At 28.8% G+C, this 19,144-nt stretch carries 17 protein-coding genes; 14 read left to right on the top strand and 3 right to left on the bottom strand.

Features of this window, described 5'->3' with window-relative positions; genetic code table 11:
- Positions 1-62 precede the first annotated feature (62 nt).
- The 8 genes from T369_RS0105775 to tarQ all read left to right on the top strand — a co-directional run bounded on the left by T369_RS0105775 (position 63) and on the right by tarQ (position 9,171).
- On the top strand, positions 63-1,625 hold the full coding sequence (locus tag T369_RS0105775) for an LPXTG cell wall anchor domain-containing protein (RefSeq protein ID WP_031552928.1): 1,563 nt from the start codon (positions 63-65) through the stop codon (positions 1,623-1,625).
- 216 nt (positions 1,626-1,841) lie between these two features.
- On the top strand, positions 1,842-2,522 hold the full coding sequence (locus T369_RS0105770) for a sugar transferase (RefSeq protein ID WP_031552917.1): 681 nt from the start codon (positions 1,842-1,844) through the stop codon (positions 2,520-2,522).
- 9 nt (positions 2,523-2,531) lie between these two features.
- Positions 2,532-3,749: a DegT/DnrJ/EryC1/StrS family aminotransferase gene (locus tag T369_RS0105765; protein ID WP_031552914.1), complete on the top strand. Its 1,218-nt coding sequence runs from the start codon at positions 2,532-2,534 to the stop codon at positions 3,747-3,749.
- Positions 3,742-4,578, top strand: coding sequence for a LicD family protein (locus T369_RS0105760; protein ID WP_031552910.1), 837 nt, complete (start codon positions 3,742-3,744; stop codon positions 4,576-4,578). Before T369_RS0105765 ends, T369_RS0105760 begins: the two co-directional genes overlap by 8 nt.
- Positions 4,571-5,668: a glycosyltransferase gene (locus tag T369_RS0105755; protein WP_031552908.1), complete on the top strand. Its 1,098-nt coding sequence runs from the start codon at positions 4,571-4,573 to the stop codon at positions 5,666-5,668. Before T369_RS0105760 ends, T369_RS0105755 begins: the two co-directional genes overlap by 8 nt.
- A 10-nt stretch (positions 5,669-5,678) precedes the next feature.
- Positions 5,679-6,668, top strand: coding sequence for a glycosyltransferase family 2 protein (locus T369_RS0105750; RefSeq protein WP_031552904.1), 990 nt, complete (start codon positions 5,679-5,681; stop codon positions 6,666-6,668).
- Between the two features lie 53 nt (positions 6,669-6,721).
- A complete protein-coding gene (locus tag T369_RS0105745; protein ID WP_051108765.1) occupies positions 6,722-8,128 on the top strand; it encodes an O-antigen polysaccharide polymerase Wzy family protein in 1,407 nt (468 codons plus the stop codon).
- On the top strand, positions 8,128-9,171 hold the full coding sequence (gene tarQ, locus T369_RS0105740) for a teichoic acid biosynthesis protein TarQ (protein ID WP_031552899.1): 1,044 nt from the start codon (positions 8,128-8,130) through the stop codon (positions 9,169-9,171). Before T369_RS0105745 ends, tarQ begins: the two co-directional genes overlap by 1 nt.
- Positions 9,172-9,299: 128 nt before the next feature.
- On the opposite strand, the gene T369_RS0105735 is transcribed toward tarQ, so the two are convergent.
- From T369_RS0105735 to T369_RS0105725, 3 genes are read right to left on the bottom strand one after another with little or no spacing between them, the layout of a single operon-like run.
- Positions 9,300-10,106, bottom strand: a complete 807-nt coding sequence (locus T369_RS0105735; RefSeq protein ID WP_031552897.1) for a LicD family protein — start codon at positions 10,104-10,106, stop codon at positions 9,300-9,302.
- 3 nt (positions 10,107-10,109) lie between these two features.
- A complete protein-coding gene (locus T369_RS0105730) occupies positions 10,110-10,913 on the bottom strand; it encodes a LicD family protein (RefSeq protein WP_031552894.1) in 804 nt (267 codons plus the stop codon).
- Between the two features lie 5 nt (positions 10,914-10,918).
- Entirely contained in the window at positions 10,919-12,415 is a 1,497-nt protein-coding gene (locus tag T369_RS0105725; RefSeq protein ID WP_031552892.1) for an oligosaccharide flippase family protein, read from the bottom strand.
- A gap of 173 nt (positions 12,416-12,588) precedes the next feature.
- Here T369_RS0105725 and T369_RS0105720 point away from each other — a divergent pair, with 173 nt between their 5' ends.
- The 6 genes from T369_RS0105720 (at position 12,589) to T369_RS0105695 (ending at position 18,911) form a co-directional block, all read left to right on the top strand.
- On the top strand, positions 12,589-13,296 hold the full coding sequence (locus T369_RS0105720) for an IspD/TarI family cytidylyltransferase (protein ID WP_031552887.1): 708 nt from the start codon (positions 12,589-12,591) through the stop codon (positions 13,294-13,296).
- A gap of 1 nt (position 13,297) precedes the next feature.
- Complete coding sequence (locus T369_RS0105715; RefSeq protein WP_031552885.1) at positions 13,298-14,320, top strand: ribitol-5-phosphate dehydrogenase; 1,023 nt, start codon at positions 13,298-13,300, stop codon at positions 14,318-14,320.
- Position 14,321: 1 nt separating this feature from the next.
- The gene (locus T369_RS0105710) at positions 14,322-15,344 is read left to right on the top strand and encodes an acyltransferase family protein (RefSeq protein WP_031552883.1); all 1,023 of its coding nucleotides are present in this window, start codon (positions 14,322-14,324) and stop codon (positions 15,342-15,344) included.
- Between the two features lie 198 nt (positions 15,345-15,542).
- Positions 15,543-17,291, top strand: coding sequence for a phosphotransferase (locus tag T369_RS0105705; protein WP_031552881.1), 1,749 nt, complete (start codon positions 15,543-15,545; stop codon positions 17,289-17,291).
- Between the two features lie 16 nt (positions 17,292-17,307).
- Entirely contained in the window at positions 17,308-17,490 is a 183-nt protein-coding gene (locus T369_RS0105700; protein ID WP_031552879.1) for a hypothetical protein, read from the top strand.
- On the top strand, positions 17,490-18,911 hold the full coding sequence (locus T369_RS0105695) for a cytosine permease (RefSeq protein WP_031552877.1): 1,422 nt from the start codon (positions 17,490-17,492) through the stop codon (positions 18,909-18,911). The genes T369_RS0105700 and T369_RS0105695 overlap by 1 nt, the downstream gene beginning before the upstream one ends.
- Positions 18,912-19,144 lie beyond the last annotated feature (233 nt).

The raw sequence follows: 19,144 nt of genomic DNA, 5'->3' as shown, positions 1-19,144 counted from the left end.
TTTTAAAAAGAAAATGTATGAATAAAAATTTTTAATAATCAATAATTAGGAGAAAATATTTTATGGAGAAAAATATTAAATATTTATTAATGTGTGCAGCTATACCTACTAGTCTTGCACTTGTTGGTGGAGATAAAGCTAATGCAGTTGATGTAGAGGCTACTAACGCTGCCGAAAGTACTACTGCAGTTAGTAATGAAGTCACAACTGCTAACAATTCTGTAGCCAATGCAACAACAAGTAACACTAATAGCGAGAATACGGTAAGTTCTACTGCTCAAAAACAAAATATTATTAACGAAGGTGGTCACGTTAATGTAGAGGGGCAAAATGCAACTCTAAGTAAAGATGGGAAAAGTGTAACTTATCCATATACAGTTGCTTTTCAAAGAATGCATTCAAGTGATCATGGCCAAACGGTAAGTGATGTACTAATTCGTGTTCCTAAAATTGAGGGTGCAACGGTTAACTTTACGCTTATTGGGACTAGAGATTCACAAGGTAATCCAGTATCTGTAAATGAGCCGATGAAAGAAGTTTCTTATGACGATACATTGGAAGGTGGAGAGAATACTTTTGACACACCAACTTCTGAGGAGCTTGCTGCAGGGAAAAAACCATATGTAGTTAATAGAAGTAAGGATGATTACGCCTCTCTTGAAAATGGAAAAATTGCTGCATATGCACTATACGCTAGCTTTGATAAGAGTCAAGCTGTTAGAGTTGAAATCACACTTCCTTTTGAAATAGCGAAAAATATTAAATATTTACCAATTGACGCTAGAATGGTTTGGAAAGCAAGCCAAGAAGGTGGAGTTCAAGGATATGAAACAGGTGCGCAAAACTTAGAAGAGTATCCAAACCACTCTCTAGTTGCTGAAGAAGGAAGTAAAGGGCTGGGTGGTCTTGGTAATCCTTCATCGATAGATGATAGTTATGCAAAAGATGGGCATCTTATAAAATCAGTAACTAATCCTAGCACTTATATTACTCCAAATAATGGGGATTGGACTAATATTCCAGAAGATACAAATCTTGATAAAAAAACATTTTTCCATTATGCTGAAATATTTAACTTAAGAGCTAATCCAGCGGTAACGTATTATATATCTGAAAAAGAGGACATGGCTGACCAAGATGTTTCTGCATTATACCAAGGGGATGTAGTTGTTGATTATGTAATTAAAGGTACGAATAAACAACTTAAAGATACTTATACAAAGGTTGCATTAACACCTATCTATAATTCAAAAGGAGAGCTAATCACTTATAATCTTGGAGAAGATAGTAACGAACGACCTCAAAAAATCGCTGTCGATGGTAAAAATTATATTCTTGTTGGTACTTCATCAACATCTGCTGCAGAGAGTGGTACTTTAAAAGAAGGTTCAACTCATGTAGTATATGAATATGTATTAGAAAATGAAGTAAAACCAGCGCCAACACCAACGCCTGAAGTAAAACCAACTCCAACTTCAACTAAGAAAGAAGTAACTAAAGTGAAAAAAGCTGAGAAGAAAAAACAATTACCAAATACTGGTATGACTACTTCATCAAGCCTATTAGGTTTAGTAGGAGCTTTTGCGATTGCAGGATTACTTTTACGTTTTAGAAAAGAAAAATAAAAAATTAATAAGGTAGAGTTACGGAGAAATTATTTTCTTTGTAACTCTTTTTAAAAAGGTTGATAGGTAAAGGTTTTCTATATAAAAATATCTCTATATATTCTTTAGTTCTATAAAAAAATATGGTATAATAAAGGGATAAAAATTATATGTATTTTAGAGTGAAGTAGCCATTTATTAAGATATTCATCTTTAGGTGGCATTGTAAGGTGAACAATGAACGTTGATAAACGATTTGAAACAGAAATAGTAAAGAAATATAGAGAAAATATACAAAAAAAGAAAGTGTCTTTATTCTTAAAATTGTTTTTCGATAAGGTTTTAGCATTACTTTTGCTTATTCCATTATCCCCGATTATTTTAGGAATTGCTATTTGGATAAAACTAGATAGTGAAGGGCCTGTTTTTTATAGGCAAGAGAGAATAACGACATACGGTAGAACTTTTAGAATCTTTAAATTTAGAACAATGGTAAAAGATGCTGATAAGATGGGGGCTGCAGTTACTCAGCAAAATGACCCGCGCATCAGTAAAGTTGGGCATAAACTTCGTAAAGTACGCTTAGATGAGCTCCCGCAACTAATAAATGTTTTAATTGGGGACATGAGTTTTGTAGGTGTTCGTCCAGAAGTTGCTAAATATGTAAATCGTTATACAGATGAAATGAATGCAACATTACTTCTTCCTGCAGGGATAACATCTCCAGCTAGCATAGAATATAAAGATGAAGATGAAGTTATTGAGAAGTATAAGGGAAGCGGTAGAAGTATTGATGATATCTACGTAGAAGAGATTCTACCAGATAAGATGAAATATAATTTAAAATATATTAAAGAATTTAGTGTTATAAATGATATTAAAATAATGATAAGAACTGCTTTAGCGGTTATAAAATAGGAGTTAGAAATGAAAAAATATAATATACCATTTTCACCACCAGATATAACAGAAGATGAGATTAATGAAGTAATCGATACTTTAAAATCTGGTTGGATAACAACAGGACCAAAAACAAAAGAATTAGAAAGAAGATTATCAGAATTTACTACAACACCTAAAACAGTGTGTTTAAATTCAGCGACAGCTGCCCTAGAGTTAGTACTAAGAGTACTAGGTATTGGTGAAGGTGACGAGGTTATCGTACCTGCAATGACTTACACTGCATCATGTAGTGTTATTTATCATGTTGGGGCGAAAGCTGTAATCGTTGATATTCAAAAAGATGGTCACGAAATGGATTATGAAGCTTTAGAAAATGCGATAACAGAAAAAACAAAGGCTGTAATTCCGGTTGATTTAGCAGGTATTCCATGCAATTATGACAAAATTTTTGAAGTAGTAAATGCGAAAAAATCATTATTTAAAGCAAATAGTGAATACCAAAAAAAATTAGGACGTATTGCAGTAGTGGCCGATGGAGCTCATGCATTAGGAAGTGTTTATAAAGGTGTTAAAGTTGGTGCAGTAGCTGACTTTACAACATTCTCATTCCACGCAGTTAAAAACTTTACTACAGCTGAAGGTGGAAGCGTAACATGGAAAGAAAATCCTAATTTTGATAATGAAGAACTATATAAAGAGTTTCAAATATATTCTCTTCATGGTCAAACTAAAGATGCTTTAGCTAAAACAAAAGCTGGTTCATGGGAATATGACATAGTTATACCAGGTTATAAATGTAATATGACTGATATTATGGCATCTATCGGTTTAGTTCAACTAGATCGTTATTCAGAATTACTAGAGCGTAGAGTAGAATTAGTAGAACAATATGATAAGGCCTTTGAAGGAACTAGAGTAGTGCCATTAGTACATTATACAGATACTTATAAATCTTCAGGACATTTATATATTACACATATTAAAGGTGCTACCTATGAGCAACGTGGTGAAATTATTACAAAAATGGCAGAGCGTGGAATTAGTTGTAATGTACACTATAAACCATTACCACTATTAACTGCATATAGTAACTTAGGCTTTGATATCGAAGACTATCCAAATGCTTATGATTATTTTGTAAATGAAGTAACTTTACCACTGCACACTCGTTTAAGTGATGAAGATGTTAAGGTTATTGTTGAAAACTTCAAAGAAATAGTAGCGGAGGTTGTAGGTGAGTAGTTTAAAAGAAATTCAAAATAAAAGTTTAGAAATGGCTGAATATTTTGTAGAATTTTGTCGTGAACATGACTTACTTTGTTACCTTTGTGGCGGTGGAGCTATAGGTGGTTTAAGAAATAAAGGATTTATCCCGTGGGATGATGATTTAGACTTTTTTATGCCAAGAAAAGATTATGAAAAACTACCTGAATTGTGGAATAAGTATGCTAAAAAAGAGTACTTTTTATCTAAAAGTGATTCTAAGTTTGTAGATAGAAACTTATTTATCACGATAAGAGATACTCAAACAACATGTATTAAACCATATCAACAAGACCTAGATATGCCTCATGGATTAGCACTTGATGTTATACCTTTGGATTATTATCCAAAGGATGAATCTAGTAGGAAAAAACAAGTGCGTTGGGCATTGATTTACTCACTATTTTGTGCACAGACTATTCCAGAAAAACATGGTGCTATTATGAAGTGGGGAAGCACAATCTTACTAGGACTTACTCCAAAATCATTACGCTATAAAATTTGGAAAAAAGCTGAGCGTGAAATGACTAAATATACACGTGAGGAAAGTGATGGTATAACGGAACTTTGTACAGGACCAGGATATATGAAGAAAAAATATCCAATTGAAGCATTTGATGATAATATTTTTATTGATTTTGAAAATACAAAAATGCCAATTCCTGTAGGGTATGATATTTATTTAAAAACAGCTTTTGGTGATTATATGACACCACCACCAAAGGAAAAACAAGTACCACATCATGATGCGGTAATAACTGATATGGAAAATAGTTATATTAAATATAAAGGGGAATATTATGGCTAAGAAAAAAGTATTATTTTTTATGTGGTCTTACTCGTTGGGAGGAGGAGCAGAAAAGATACTTTCTACTGTAATTAGAAATCTTCCAAAGGATAAGTATGATATAGATATATTGGAGATAGAACATTTTGATAAAGGATACGAGCCTATATCAGATAATGTGACTATATTAAAGTCATTACAAAGTTATAAGCAATCTAGATTATTGCGTGCGATTTTATGGAGATTGCGTATATATTTTCCTGGTATAGTAAGAAGATTATTGGTAAAAGATGAGTATGATATAGAAGTATCATTTACTATCATGAATCCACCTTTTAACTTTTCAAAGAGAAACAATGTAAAAAAAATAGCATGGATACATGGAAGTATAGAAGAATTTCTTAATGATGAAGAGAAAAGAAATTCTCATAAAAAACATTTGAAAGATGTTGATAATATTGTTGCTATATCGAAGAAAACTAGAGAATCTATTGAAGAAGTATTTCCAGAATATAGAAGCAAGTTATGTACAATTTATAACGGCTATAATTTTGAAGAGATAATAGAGAAATCAAAAGAGAGTGTAGATACTGAAGTTAATTCTAATAGTATTTGTTCAGTAGGAAGAATTGAAGAAAATAAAGGTTCAGATAGAGTATTAGAAGTTATTCGCTTATTGCATAAACAAGATAAAAAGTATCATTTGTATTTTATAGGTACTGGAACACTTGAAGAAGAACTAAAAAGAAGAGTAGACCAATATGGTTTACAACAATATGTTCACTTTTTAGGATATCAAAAAAATCCATATAAGTATTTAAAAGATATGGAGCTATTATTATCTATGTCTAAACAAGAAGGGTTTCCAGGAGTTTATGTGGAAGCTTTAAGCTTAGGTATTCCATTTGTTTCAACAGATGTCGGGGGTGCTGAAGAGCTATCCCAGAAAGGTCGTTTTGGGAAAATAATAAATACAGATGAACAAGCAGTAGAAGAAATAATTAAATATATAGAAGGATCTGAAGTATTTAATAAGGAAGAAGCTAGAGAATTTCTATCTACGTTTACTATTGAAAAACAGATAGAAGATATTGAAAAAATATTTAAATAATGAGGAAGTTATGAACAAAGAGTTAATTAGCGTAATAGTACCAGTTTTTAATGTAGAAAAGTACTTAGAACGTTGTGTAGAATCAATTGTAAATCAAACATATAAGAATTTAGAGATAATTCTTGTAAACGATGGTTCAACAGATAATAGTGGAGAACTATGTGATGAATTAGCAAAAAGAGATAATAGAATTAAGGTAGTCCACAAAGAAAATGGGGGATTATCAGATGCAAGAAATAATGGTGAAAGAGAATCAACAGGAGAATACGTGATTTTTATTGATTCAGATGACTATATTCACCATGAAATGTTAAATACACTATATAATCAAATAGTGGAAAAAAATGCTGATGTTTCTATCTGTGGAGTAATGAATGTTTACTCAAATAGTGAAACACCACAGTGCAGTGATATAAATATGGATTTTGTTTGTGATAAAGAAGGTTTTCTAAAAGAATATTTGATAGGAGAAAAGATACCTGGAAGTATTTGTAATAAACTATTAAAAAAATCAATCGCAGATAAGCTAGAATTTCCGGTAGGAAAAATATATGAAGATGCATTTTATCATTATGATTTAATAAATTATGCTGATAAATATGCTATCAGTACTAAACCTTATTATTATTATTTTCATAGAGGGGATAGTATTACAACAAAACCATATAGGGAAATAGATTTGGTATATATAGATATTTATAAAAAATATTATGACTTAATATCTAAAGAATATAGAGGATTACTAGATGAAGCATTCTTTAGACTTTCATATGCTCATTTCTTTATTTTAGATAAGATGCTTCTAGAGGAAGATTATAGAAAATTAGATCACTATAGAGAAGTTTTGAGCTTTTTAAAAAGAAATGCAGTCAAGATATCAAAAAATACTATTTTTAGAAGAAATAGAAGAATTGCTGCGTTAGTATTATTTGTTAACGTTAAATTGTATAGAAAATTATTATTTTCTAATATAGAAAATAGTAAGAGAATACATGAATAGAGGAGGAAAGTAGAGTGAGTATAGAAGGCAAAAAGTTATATTTTGTACTAACTATGCTTAGTTATTTTATAACTATTATTATTGGTATATCCTATATATATACTAATGAATTGAAGTTATTGCTGTTTACATTGTTAAGCCTATTAATTAGTAGTATCCTATATACATTTACTAACATAAAGTATTATATTATACACTTAATATTTTATTTAACTATTTTTGTGTTTCTAGTATCGAGACCTACAATAGATTATTTTAAAGATGGAGTTTTAAATACTTATCAGGCGGAAGCATATAAATTTTCATTTCTAATTATAGCTATATCAGTAATAGGCTTATTTTTAGGGGGGATATTGGTTTCTAAGAAAGGTGAAAATAAAGAAAGAATAGCGAATCAAGTTTATATAAAGAATATTAGATTAGTTTCTTTAGTAGTTTTTCTAATATCTTATCCATTTTATACTTTAAGACTAATAGAAAGATTAATTTTCAGATTGCATACAACGTATTATGATTATTATGCCAACTTCAAAAGTGAATTGCCATATTTTACATATACGATATCTACGTTTATGTTATATTCGTTATGTATATATTTAGCGACTAAACCTAAAAAATTACAGTCTACAATTGTTTTGCTGATGGTTATTGCAGCAAATACAATACACCTATTTATAGGTACAAGAAACCCATTCATACTAAGTTTGATTTTTGCATTTCTATATTATTTTATGAGAAATCAATCGGAAAAAGGAAAATGGATAGGGTTTAAAGAAAAAATTATTTTATACGTAGGTACTCCATTAATAATGATATTTATGGGTCTGTTAAATTATATTAGAGATGATGCCGAGGTTGAAAATGGAGGAATAGGTAATTTAATCTTAGATTTCATATATAAACAAGGTACCAGTTTTGGAGTATTAACTCGAGGATATTTATACAATAGTAATATACCGGTAAGGGACACTGTGAACTTTACTTTTGGGCCTATTCTAGAATATTACACCAAAGGAAGCCTAGGAATTTTATTTGGAGGGAAGCCATTTGTTAATTCTACTAACAGTGTAGAACTAGCATTGGAAAGTAACAGTTATTCGCATAATATATCGTATATTGTTTTAGATAAAGAATATTTAAATGGTCATGGGATAGGAAGTAGTTATATAATGGAATTATATACAGATTATGGCTTTTTTGGAGTATTTTTATTTAATATTTTGTTAGGAATATTATTTATATATATGATGAGAATAGCTTATAGGATGGGAGTATTAGCTTATGGTATAACTCTTTTAATCTTAAATTATCTATTCTTTATGCCAAGAAGTAGCTTCTCAGAGAGTTTTTTAAGTCTGTTTACTATGCAATTTTGGGGAATAGTCTTACTTATATTTCTAGGAGCAGGATTACTTAATAAAAATATAAAACATATAGTTAATAGAAAAGGAGAACAATAATGTTTGAAAATTATTCAATAGCAGATTTATATGCTAATATATATAAAAAAAAGGTAATTAATTTTATAGTGTTAGTGTTGGTATTTTGTGTAATGGCAATACCTTACACATATAAAGTAATAAATAATAAAACAATAGTAAAAGATACAACAAATTATTATACATACATCACTTATAAAATTACATCTCCATTAGAAGAGCAACAAAGTTTCGATAAGAATAAAATTGGAGGATATAGTGACTTTTATGGTAAACTAGTTACAGCCAATATAAATGGAGCTTACTTATTTAATGATTTGTCAGAAAAAGATATGAAAGTATTAGAGAGAGAATTAGACACTAGTGCTAATACGTTAAAAAATTCTAATTATGATTATTGGGAAAAGAAAATAACTGTAAGTCCTTTAGTTAATAACGCAGGAGTAACTGTTAAAATACTTACACCTAGTAAAATGGCTAACGATATTATCGAGAAGAAATTAGATGGTGTGGTTAATAAATTTAAAGATACTTACGCAAATGTTAAAATAGAAAAATTAGAAACGATAAATTCTCTTGAATTAGCAGCGAAAGATGGACAGGAATCTGGAATTAGTAAAGTAAGTTTATTGATTAGATTAGCTGTTCTGGGAGTTGCGGCATTCATTATAACTGTTTTAGGTAACATAGTTCTATATATATTTAATCCAACAATCAATAGAGCGGGTGATTATAGTAAATATGATATTAATTTTGTTACTAAACTAAGCTCGGCTTCTAACTTAAAGGAATTAATAGAGTATAAAGCAGGGAATAGTGCAGTAGTATTATTATCTTCAGATAAAAAAATTATAGACAAGTTCTCAAAACAATATAGTGAGTTACTTACTAATGATAATATAACAGTAGGAAATATAGATGAAATAACAACAATAATAAAAGCTGATAACGTACTGTTTGTTGAAGAGTATGGGATAACTAGATATAAGAATTTTGAAGAAGTGTTACAAATAGTTCAAAATGTTGGAAAAAAAGTGCTAGGAGTTGCTACTTATAAATTATAATATAAAAAATAGAAATACCTTAGAGTTAAATATGAGAAAATTTAACTCTAAGGTATTTTTTCGTAGCTATCAAATATATAATTCTATTGTTAAGGATAGGAAGATAGTTTCCTTTTTAAACAAAAAGATTATTTTTTATATGCTTGAATATTGTGACTATACCATTGTTGTTCCTCTACTGAAGGAGGTGTCATATAGTCGCCGTAAAATTGTGAAAGGAATTTATCATAGTTTTTAGGAATTGGTAGTTTTCTTCCTTCGAATTCAACATATATAAGGTCTTTGAGTGTACCAGCAGGGAAGACCTCTTTTAGTCCGTCCTTACTTATACCTATTGCGCCTTCATATTTTCCGTTCTCTTTTGAGTTACTACTAACTAATTTTTCTATTTTTTTATAGAAGAAACGTGGATTAAATAGTCTTAGTGCATACCAGCAAATAACTCGAATAAAGTCTTTTATTTTACTATCTCCATAAGTTGAACGATCCTTTTTTACATAACATAATTGACGGAGTGCAACTAGTTTGTAACTTTTTTCAATGATGCTCAAATCATCAAAAGTGTCTATAGGAAATACATCAACAAAAATGCTAGTATCATGTGGTTTATACTTAACCGTATCTTTTATAATAGTACTATTATCTATAATAGCTGCAAAATTATGGAAATACCAATCAGAATTATTGTAATCTAAAACTTTATATTTAGGATGATTGGATTTATTAATGCTATCGATTAATTTATTATAATCTTCTCTATATAAAGATATATCTATATCATCATCCCAAGGGATCATTCCTTTGTGCCTAACAGCACCTAGCATACTACCATAACTAAGAAAATATGGTATATTATTTTTTTTACAAATATCATCAATAAAATCTAATATCTCCAATTGATGTTCTTTTATTTCTTCTTTAGACATTAAATTCATAACTTACTCCTCTATTTTATATGCTTCAAATTCATGGATATTAATTTGCTTCTCTTTTGGAGGGAGCTCAAGATAATTTCCATAATATTGTGTTAAGATAACATCATAGTTTTTAGGGGCAGGGAGAGTTAAGTGTTCAAACTCCATATCAATAAACTCATTAAAAATTTGAGCGTTAAAGATTTCTTTCTCTTTTAATTTTGATGGTATAAATGCAGTATACTTCCCGTTTCTATCAGTATCTTGAATTATTTTTCTTTCAATTATATTTGCAAATAATCTAGGAGATACTGGAAGAAACAAGCCCCAGAAACTACTGCGAATTATATCTTTTACAATGCTATCTTTATAAATAATATTTTTTCTTTTACTAAAAGATAGTAGCTTCAAGCTTTCCAAAATATAACAGGTATTAATTATTTTTTTATCATTAAATTTATCCATAGGGAAAATATCAACAAAGACTCCACAAGAAAAAGTTTTATAATTTCTATTATCAACTATTTTAGTAGTGGTATCAACGACTTTTATAAAATTGTTGAAATAAGTTTTGTCGGTATCTAGGGACAAAATTTTATATTTAGAAGAATCTTCGTTAAATTTTTCTATGAACATATTGTAATGTTCTCTATCCATTGAAATATCTATGTCATCATCCCAAGGTATAAATCCTTTATGCCTTACAGCTCCAAGAAGTGTACCATAATTAATGAAATATGAAATATTATTTTTTTTGCAAAATGAGTCTATATAAGCAAGTATTTCAAGTTGTATTTTTTTTACTTCATCTAAAGTAAGTTTCTTCATCTGCTTTAAGACCTCCTATTTGTAGTAAATTTATTTTTCAGTGATAACAAATTGTTATATAGTTCTAAAAATACACTGTCTTTATTGATAACTAGTAGTATTATGTATGAGCATATCGATAATAAAATAATACTAGCTGTATTGATTAAAAATCGTAGATTAATTACTAACTCAGCTGGATAAATATAGTTTACTATAAAATACACAAGTAAAAAAGTAGAGCTAAATAATGAATATTTCAGCGTATATTTAAATATGTTTTTAAGATTAAATAATTTTTTCTTATTAATAAAAGTAATGTATATAATAAGTAAAACTATTTCTGATATTATAGTGGTAATTAAATAAAATTCAGGTTTAAAAATATTATTATGAAATAATAAAAAGTTCATTATAAAATTTAGTATCCCCGTGCATAGGGTATATAATGTTATTCTTTTTTCGAAGCCATTTACAAATAAAATTTGAGAACCTAAAATGGTATCTAATGCTGATATTATTGTTCTGAATGCAAATAATGATGTAAGAGTACCTGCAGCTACATATTTTTCACTACCATAAAGTAGGATAGCATGTGGTCCTAAAAGTGTTAGACCGAAACTTAGAGGTATAATAAAGAAATTGAATACTCGGCTACCTTTATTTACTAAGTATGTATATGATTCTCGATCATTATTACCTAAGTAATAACCCAGACGAGGTAAACTTACACCTATAGCCCCTGTTATTACACCAGCTAAGACAGTAACTAATCTTTGTGACATTGTATAGTAAGTAACGTATATCGATTCTCCAGCTTTAACAAGAAATATTCTGTCTAAAAATGTATAAAGCATATTTGCATTCGCAAATAATAGCATAGCTAGTAGTGGTAAAATTAAAGGCTTTAAGTCTCTGATTTTAATTCTAACAAACTTAACATCTTTTTTTATCCAAAAATAACTTATTACATAATTTAAAGCAGTGGATAGGCTCATTATAAGTGTATATATTATGATGTCATGTTCATCTCTTACAAATGCAAAAATAGATATTAGCATTAATACTCTAATGACAGCAGTCTTATAAAATAGAAAACTATAGTTTTCTAATGCTTCATTTACCCATTCTATAGAAAATATTTGAGCGACTAATTGTACACCCATTACTAAATATATTTTTTTTAGAGTAGGATTATTCTCAAAGAATAAATTATAAGTTGCAAAGTAAATAGCAGTAGTTACAATTGTACAAAACATACAAAGGTAAAATAGTTGTGAGAATACCTTATTAGTTTTATTTTTATTATCTCGAACATTACTTATAGCTCTTAAGCCATAGGTGTAAACTCCAAAAGTAGCAAATGGTAAGAAAAATGATAGGATTGTATCTACAGAGTTAAAATACCCGTAGTAAGTCTTATCAAGCACCCGCGCGACATAAGTTCCAGTTAGGATGGGGAAAATTATATTAAGAATTCGTATACCCATGAAGGCTAAGGCGTTCATTTTTATGCTCTTCATATAAGAAAAAATCCTTTCTTAGAAATTCTATTAAACATTATATCATATTTTCAAGATAACGACTCAAAATATCTAAAAATTGTAAAGTTTTTTGTTGAATATCTTAATATATGATATAATAGGATAGATGAAATATAAACTAAAATAGAAAATAAATAATTAAGGAGAAAAACATGATTTACGCAGGGATATTAGCTGGTGGAACAGGAACTAGAATGGGAATTAGTAACATGCCAAAACAATTTCTAGATTTAGGTAATAAACCGATAATTATTCATACTATCGAGAAGTTTCTATTAGAGCCTGAAATAGAAAGAATAGTAGTAGGAGTGCATGAAGACTGGGTTTCACATGCAGAAGATTTAGTTGAACAATATGTTCCTACTTTTAGTGATAGAATAATCATTACACCAGGTGGTGTAGATAGAAATACTACAATTGAAAATATTATTAAAAGAATAAATGAATATAAAGAGCTAACAGATGAAGATATCGTAGTTACACATGATTCTGTTCGTCCATTTATTACACTTAGAATAATTAAAGATAATATTAGATTAGCTAAAGAAAGTGATGCAGTAGATACAGTAGTAGAAGCGGTAGATACAATAGTTGAAAGTACAAATGGGGAGTATATTACTAATATTCCAAATAGAGCACACTATTATCAAGGACAAACTCCACAAAGTTTCCGTTGTAAAGACTTCCTAGACTTATATACATCACTAGATGCAGAAGAGAAAAAAATATTAACAGATGCATGTAAAATATTTGTTATTAAAGGGAAAAAAGTAGCGCTAGCTCGTGGAGAATACTCAAATCTTAAAGTGACTACTGTAACGGATCTTAAAATTGCTAAGAGTATGTTAGAGGAAGAATAATATGATTAATCAAATATATCAATTGATAAAACCGAAATTTATTAATGTAAAATATAATGAAGAAAATTTAAATGATAAAGATAAAATAGTTATTAGACCTAACTATATGGCTCTTTGTCATGCGGATCAAAGATACTATCAAGGGAAAAGAGATCCAAAAATTTTAGCTAAAAAATTACCTATGGCACTTATTCATGAATGTGTAGGTATTGTGATATCTGACCCTACTGGTACATATAAAGTAGGACAAAAAGTAGTGATGATTCCTAACCAGCCACCAAGAGCTAGTGATGAAGAATTCTATGAAAATTATATGAGTGGAACACATTTCTTATCTAGTGGATATGATGGTTTTATGAGAGAATTTGTAGCTTTACCAAAAGATAGAGTAGTAGCATATGATGGTGTAGAAGATAGTGTCGCAGCTATTACAGAGTTTATTAGTGTTGGTATGCATGCTATGGATAGATTTATGAAAAACTCTCATAGTAAAAAGGATAGAATCGCTATAATAGGTGATGGTAGTTTAGCATATGTTATGGCTAATATAATCAACTATACTTTGCCTAACTGTGAAATTATCGTTATAGGTCGTCACTGGGAAAAATTAGAATTATTTAGTTTTGCGAAAGAACGATATATTACTGATGATATTCCAGCTGATTTAAGTTTTGATCATGGTGTAGAATGTTGTGGTGGAGATGGTAGTGGTTATGCTATTAATGATATTATTAAATATATAAAACCACAAGGTAGTTTAGTACTTATGGGTGTTAGTGAATATAATGTTAATATTAATACTCGTGATGTATTGGAAAAAGGTCTAACACTATTAGGTTCATCTCGTTCTGGTAGAGTTGACTTTGAAAAAGCAGTAGAAATGCTAAGTAATAAAAAATTTGAAAGAAGATTTAAAAATATTATTTATTTAGAAGCTCCTGTGAAAAATATTAATGATATTCATAGAGTTTTTGCAACCGATTTAAATACAGCATTTAAAACAGTATTTAAGTGGGAAGTGTAGAATGGATATTTTTGTTTTATTGATAATTTCTGGATTTGCTTATTTGTTACCAAAAAATTCAAGAGATTATTTAAATCCAGCTTCAACTAATGGTTTAAAAGGGATTTTAGCTGTAGGTATAATACTACATCATTTATCACAAGAGGTTACTACAGGGGATGTTTTCACTAACTTTGCTTATATGGGAAGTTATATAGTGTCTATTTTCTTCTTTTTATCAGGATATGGATTATATGTTCAAAATAGCAAAAGTAAAACATATTTAGATAATTTTTTTAGAAAAAGATTATTGAAAATTTTAGTTCCATTTATAAGCATATGGATGATTTATTTGATATATAGAATAGGTATGAATAAAGAATCAATTAATTTCGATTATTTTATTAAGCTGTTCACAGTTGGAAAAACAGTTATATATAATGGTTGGTTTATAGATGTCATAATTCTTATATATTTATTCTTTTATTTATCATTCAAATTTGTGGAAAATAAAAGAGTAGCTATTATTATTAATAGTATGTTTATTATTATTTATATTATTATAGCTATTAAATTACATTATTCATTTTGGTGGTATAATAGTATTTTAACATTTATTTTAGGGCTAGTATGGGCAAAAAATAAAGATAAAATAGATGAAGTAATAGATAATAATTTATTCACAATTATGATTAGTACTACACTTCTTATGTTTGTATTTCATAATTATGATATTGTATTAATTAAACTTGGTTTTACAAGTAGTTACATGTATGCTTTAGCAGCAAATATGGATAATCTCATTTTTACACTTTACTTTATATTATTGATAAGAAATATAAATTTTGAAAATAAATATTTAACTGCCCTAGGGGGAATCTCCTTTGAGTTGTATATGATTCATGGGTTAGTAATACAGTATTTTGGAAGATATTATCTTTCGTCAAAAGTAAATGATGTTATATTTACAGTAATAGTATTGGTTGTTAGTATAATACTTGCGAAACTTATTAATTTTGGAATAAAGAAAGTTATGGTGAAGTAAAAAGTTTAATTTATCAATTGTGAACTAAATTAAGATAAAGGTATTGGAAATCAGCTAATATAAATTAGACTTTTTTTTATAAGTATGTTAAAATGATTAAGGTTGAGATTTAATTATTAAATTAAATCTCAGTTTTTTACCGCCGTGTTCAAAAAAATAATTATAAGCGAAAGAAATGAACAAAAAGAGAGGTGCTTTATGATTAAATTATCAGAATTCGAAGTTTTAATGAAATTATTACAAAATTCAAATAAAACACAAAGAGAAATAGCTGAGGATTTAAATATTTCATTAGGGAAAGTTAATTCAGTAATTGCAGAATTAAAAGATAAAGGATTAATAGATAAAAATAATAAAATTACCAAAAATGGAATAGATTCTCTAGAACCATATAAAGTTAATAATGCAGTAATATTAGCAGCTGGTATGAGTACTAGATTTGCTCCGTTATCGTATGAAAAACCTAAAGGATTACTTAATGTAAAGGGAGAAGTTTTAATAGAAAGACAAATTAAACAATTACATTCTGTAGGTATAAAAGATATAACATTAGTAGTTGGTTATATGAAAGAAAAGATGTTTTATCTAGAAGAGAAATATGGAGTGGAAATTGTTGTAAATGAAGACTATTATAGATATAACAATACATCTTCTATGCTTCTAGTAGCAGATAAATTATCAAATACATACATTTGTTCATCTGATAATTACTTTGAAAAAACCCCATTTGAAAAGTATGTTTATAAAGGGTATTATTCATCTGTATATGAAGAAGGTGAAACTGATGAATATTGTATAACTGTTGATAAAAAAGATAGAATAATTGATGCGAAAATAGGCGGATCTGACACTTGGGTAATGTTAGGCCATGTATATTTTGATAGAGAATTTAGTAATAAGTTTTCTTCAATTCTTAGAGAAGAGTATAAAAAACAAGCAGTAAAAGAAGGGCTGTGGGAGGACTTATATATTAAGTTTATATCAGAATTAGATTTACGTATAAGAAGATATAGTAAGGATGTTATAAGAGAGTTTGATTCTTTAGAAGAATTAAGAGAGTTTGATAAGGATTATCTAAAAAATACTAATTCTAGAATTTTAAATAACATTTCAAATATATTGGAATGCAAAGAAGAAGAAATCGAACAAATAAGTCCAATAAAAGCAGGGTTAACGAATACGTCGTTTAAATTTACTGTTTCGGGGAAACAATATGTTTATAGACATCCTGGTAAAGGTACAGAAGAGTATATTAATAGGAAAAGTGAAGCTGCTTCAATGGAGGTGGCTAAGAAATTAGGGATAGATAATACTCACATTTATATCGATGAGAAAGGTTGGAAGATTTCTCACTATATAGATAATGCTAGAAATTTAGATTATCATAATAAGGAAGATGTTTCTCAAGCTTTAAAATATCTAAAGTTATTACATAATAGCGGTGAAAAAACAGAGTATAAATTTGATATTTGGAAACAGATCGATGGATTCCGCCACCTACTAGCAGAAAATAATAGAGATGATTTTGAAGATATGAGTGACTTAGTAGACTTGGTGGAGAAACTGAAGAATGAATTATCAGATGATCAAGAATATTGTTTGTGTCATTGTGATAGTTATGACCCTAACTTTTTAATAGATAAAGAAAATAATATGTATTTAATTGATTGGGAGTACTCAGGTATGGCGCATCCAGCAGTTGATTTAGGAACGTTTATTGCTTGTTCAGATTATAAGGTAGAAGAAGCTATTGAGGTTATTAAAGAATACCTAGGAGAGAGTTATACACCTGATAAATTAAAAACCTATTTAGGATATACTGCAATTATATCGTTTTACTGGTTTTTATGGGCTCTACATCAAGACAGCTTAGGAAAAAATGTAGGTAAATATTTATACATATGGTATAAGTATACGAAATTATATGCAAAAGAAGCATTAGAATAAAAAGGAGTCAATAGTAATGAGTAAAAATCTAGAAGAATTAATATATGAAGAAACAGAGAGAAGACTAGATATAATGGAAAGTAAGGAATATAAATTTCCTAAAAGAATCACTAAGGTAGATAGTTATATTATAATAAGCATAATAATAATAATAAGTTTGGTGTTAATAATATTATGTATGAGTGAGGTAATTAAGTAATGCAGAATAGTTATATCGAAAGAGAAACAATTACTGGAGTAGTGCCAGTTTTAAGTAATGAAAGAAAATATTCTTTTATGGATTTATTTTTATCAACAAGTGGATTTGCTATTGCAACATGGTGTTATACACAAGGAGCATATGTAGCACAATTTTTAGGATTTAAGCAAATGTTAATTAATATTTTTGCTTTTAACTTAATCTGGGTATTAGTGAGTTGCTTACCAATTTTCTTTGCAGTAAGATATGGTATAGATTTATGGATATGGTTAAGGGCTGTATTAGGAAATAAAGGAGTTGCTATATTATCAATTGTTATTAGTTTGGCAAATTTTGGATGGTATGCAGTTGCTGCTAATTTATTTTCTTCTTCAATGATTAATCTAATGAAGAATTTTGGAATAGTATTAAATGAAGATTTATGGAATCCTATATTAGGTGTGTTATGTGTTGTTTTAGGGACACTGATAGCTATAGGGGGACCAGAAGTAATAAAATGGACTAATAGATTCCTAGTAGGAGCATTATTGGTGGTAGGAGTAATAGTATTTTTCATCAGTATAACTTCTGTTCCGTTCTCAGAAATACTAGCTGTAAAACCTGTTAATCAAGAAGGAATTAGCGCGCTAGAACGTTTTATGATGTCAGCTGAAGGAAATGTTGCTTTTGCATTCTCTTGGTCAACGCAAGCGTTAGTTATGCCTAGATTAGCTAAAACAGAAAGAAGCGGATATTGGGGAACAACTCTTTCTTATGGTGTTGTAGCGCCATTCTTTGTTGCAACAGGTGGAGTTATGACTTTAGCAATGTTTGTAAAAACAGGTGCTTATGAAAGTGATCCTACAACAATGTTATCAGTATTAGCGACTCCAACATTAGGTCTTTTAAGTTTACTACTAGTAGCATTTGCTAATATAGGAACTCAAGGGACTGGGTCGTATGTAAACTGTATGATTGTGAAGAGTGGATTACCTAAAGTTAGTTATAAGTTGCTTGTTATAATAGCTATGATTTATGTAAGTGTTCTTACTGTATGGGGAGGCGTAGAGAAGTATTTTGGTGCTTTCATCTCACTTGCAGCATATGTACAAGGTCCGATTATAGGTATGATATTAGTAGACTATTTTATTATTAGAAAAAGAAAACTATCGTTAAAATCAGCTTATAATTTAAAAGGGCATGATGCGTATAAATACAGTAATGGATATAATATTATTGGATTATTATGTATACTTATCTCATGTGTAGTAACAATGTTATTTGTATATAACCCATATAATGGTTCAATAAAAAGTAATATATTTTTATTTACAACAGGAAGCGGATTTACTGCTATCCTTGGTGCAGTATTATACTATATAGCTAGTACATTATTTAAAAAATATATGGTTAGAGATAGGGAAGATCTTGAAATAGTTTAGTTTAAATTTTAATAATTGACGTGGGTTATTATTGAATAGCGGCATTAATAGGTTAAGAAAAAGGCTGTTATTGAAAAATTATTATTATAACTTAAGAATATAATTAAATATTAAAGAACAAAAATACAGAATTTTTTAATTAAAATTCTGTATTTTTCAGATTGTTGACAAAAATACCGAAATATCAAGCTAGTATTGATGTTATGGTATTTTTTTTCAAAAAAAATAAGCCT

Source organism: Gemella sanguinis ATCC 700632, assembly GCF_000701685.1.
In the GTDB taxonomy this organism is placed as follows: domain Bacteria; phylum Bacillota; class Bacilli; order Staphylococcales; family Gemellaceae; genus Gemella; species Gemella sanguinis.
This window is presented reverse-complemented; position numbering and strand designations above follow the sequence as displayed.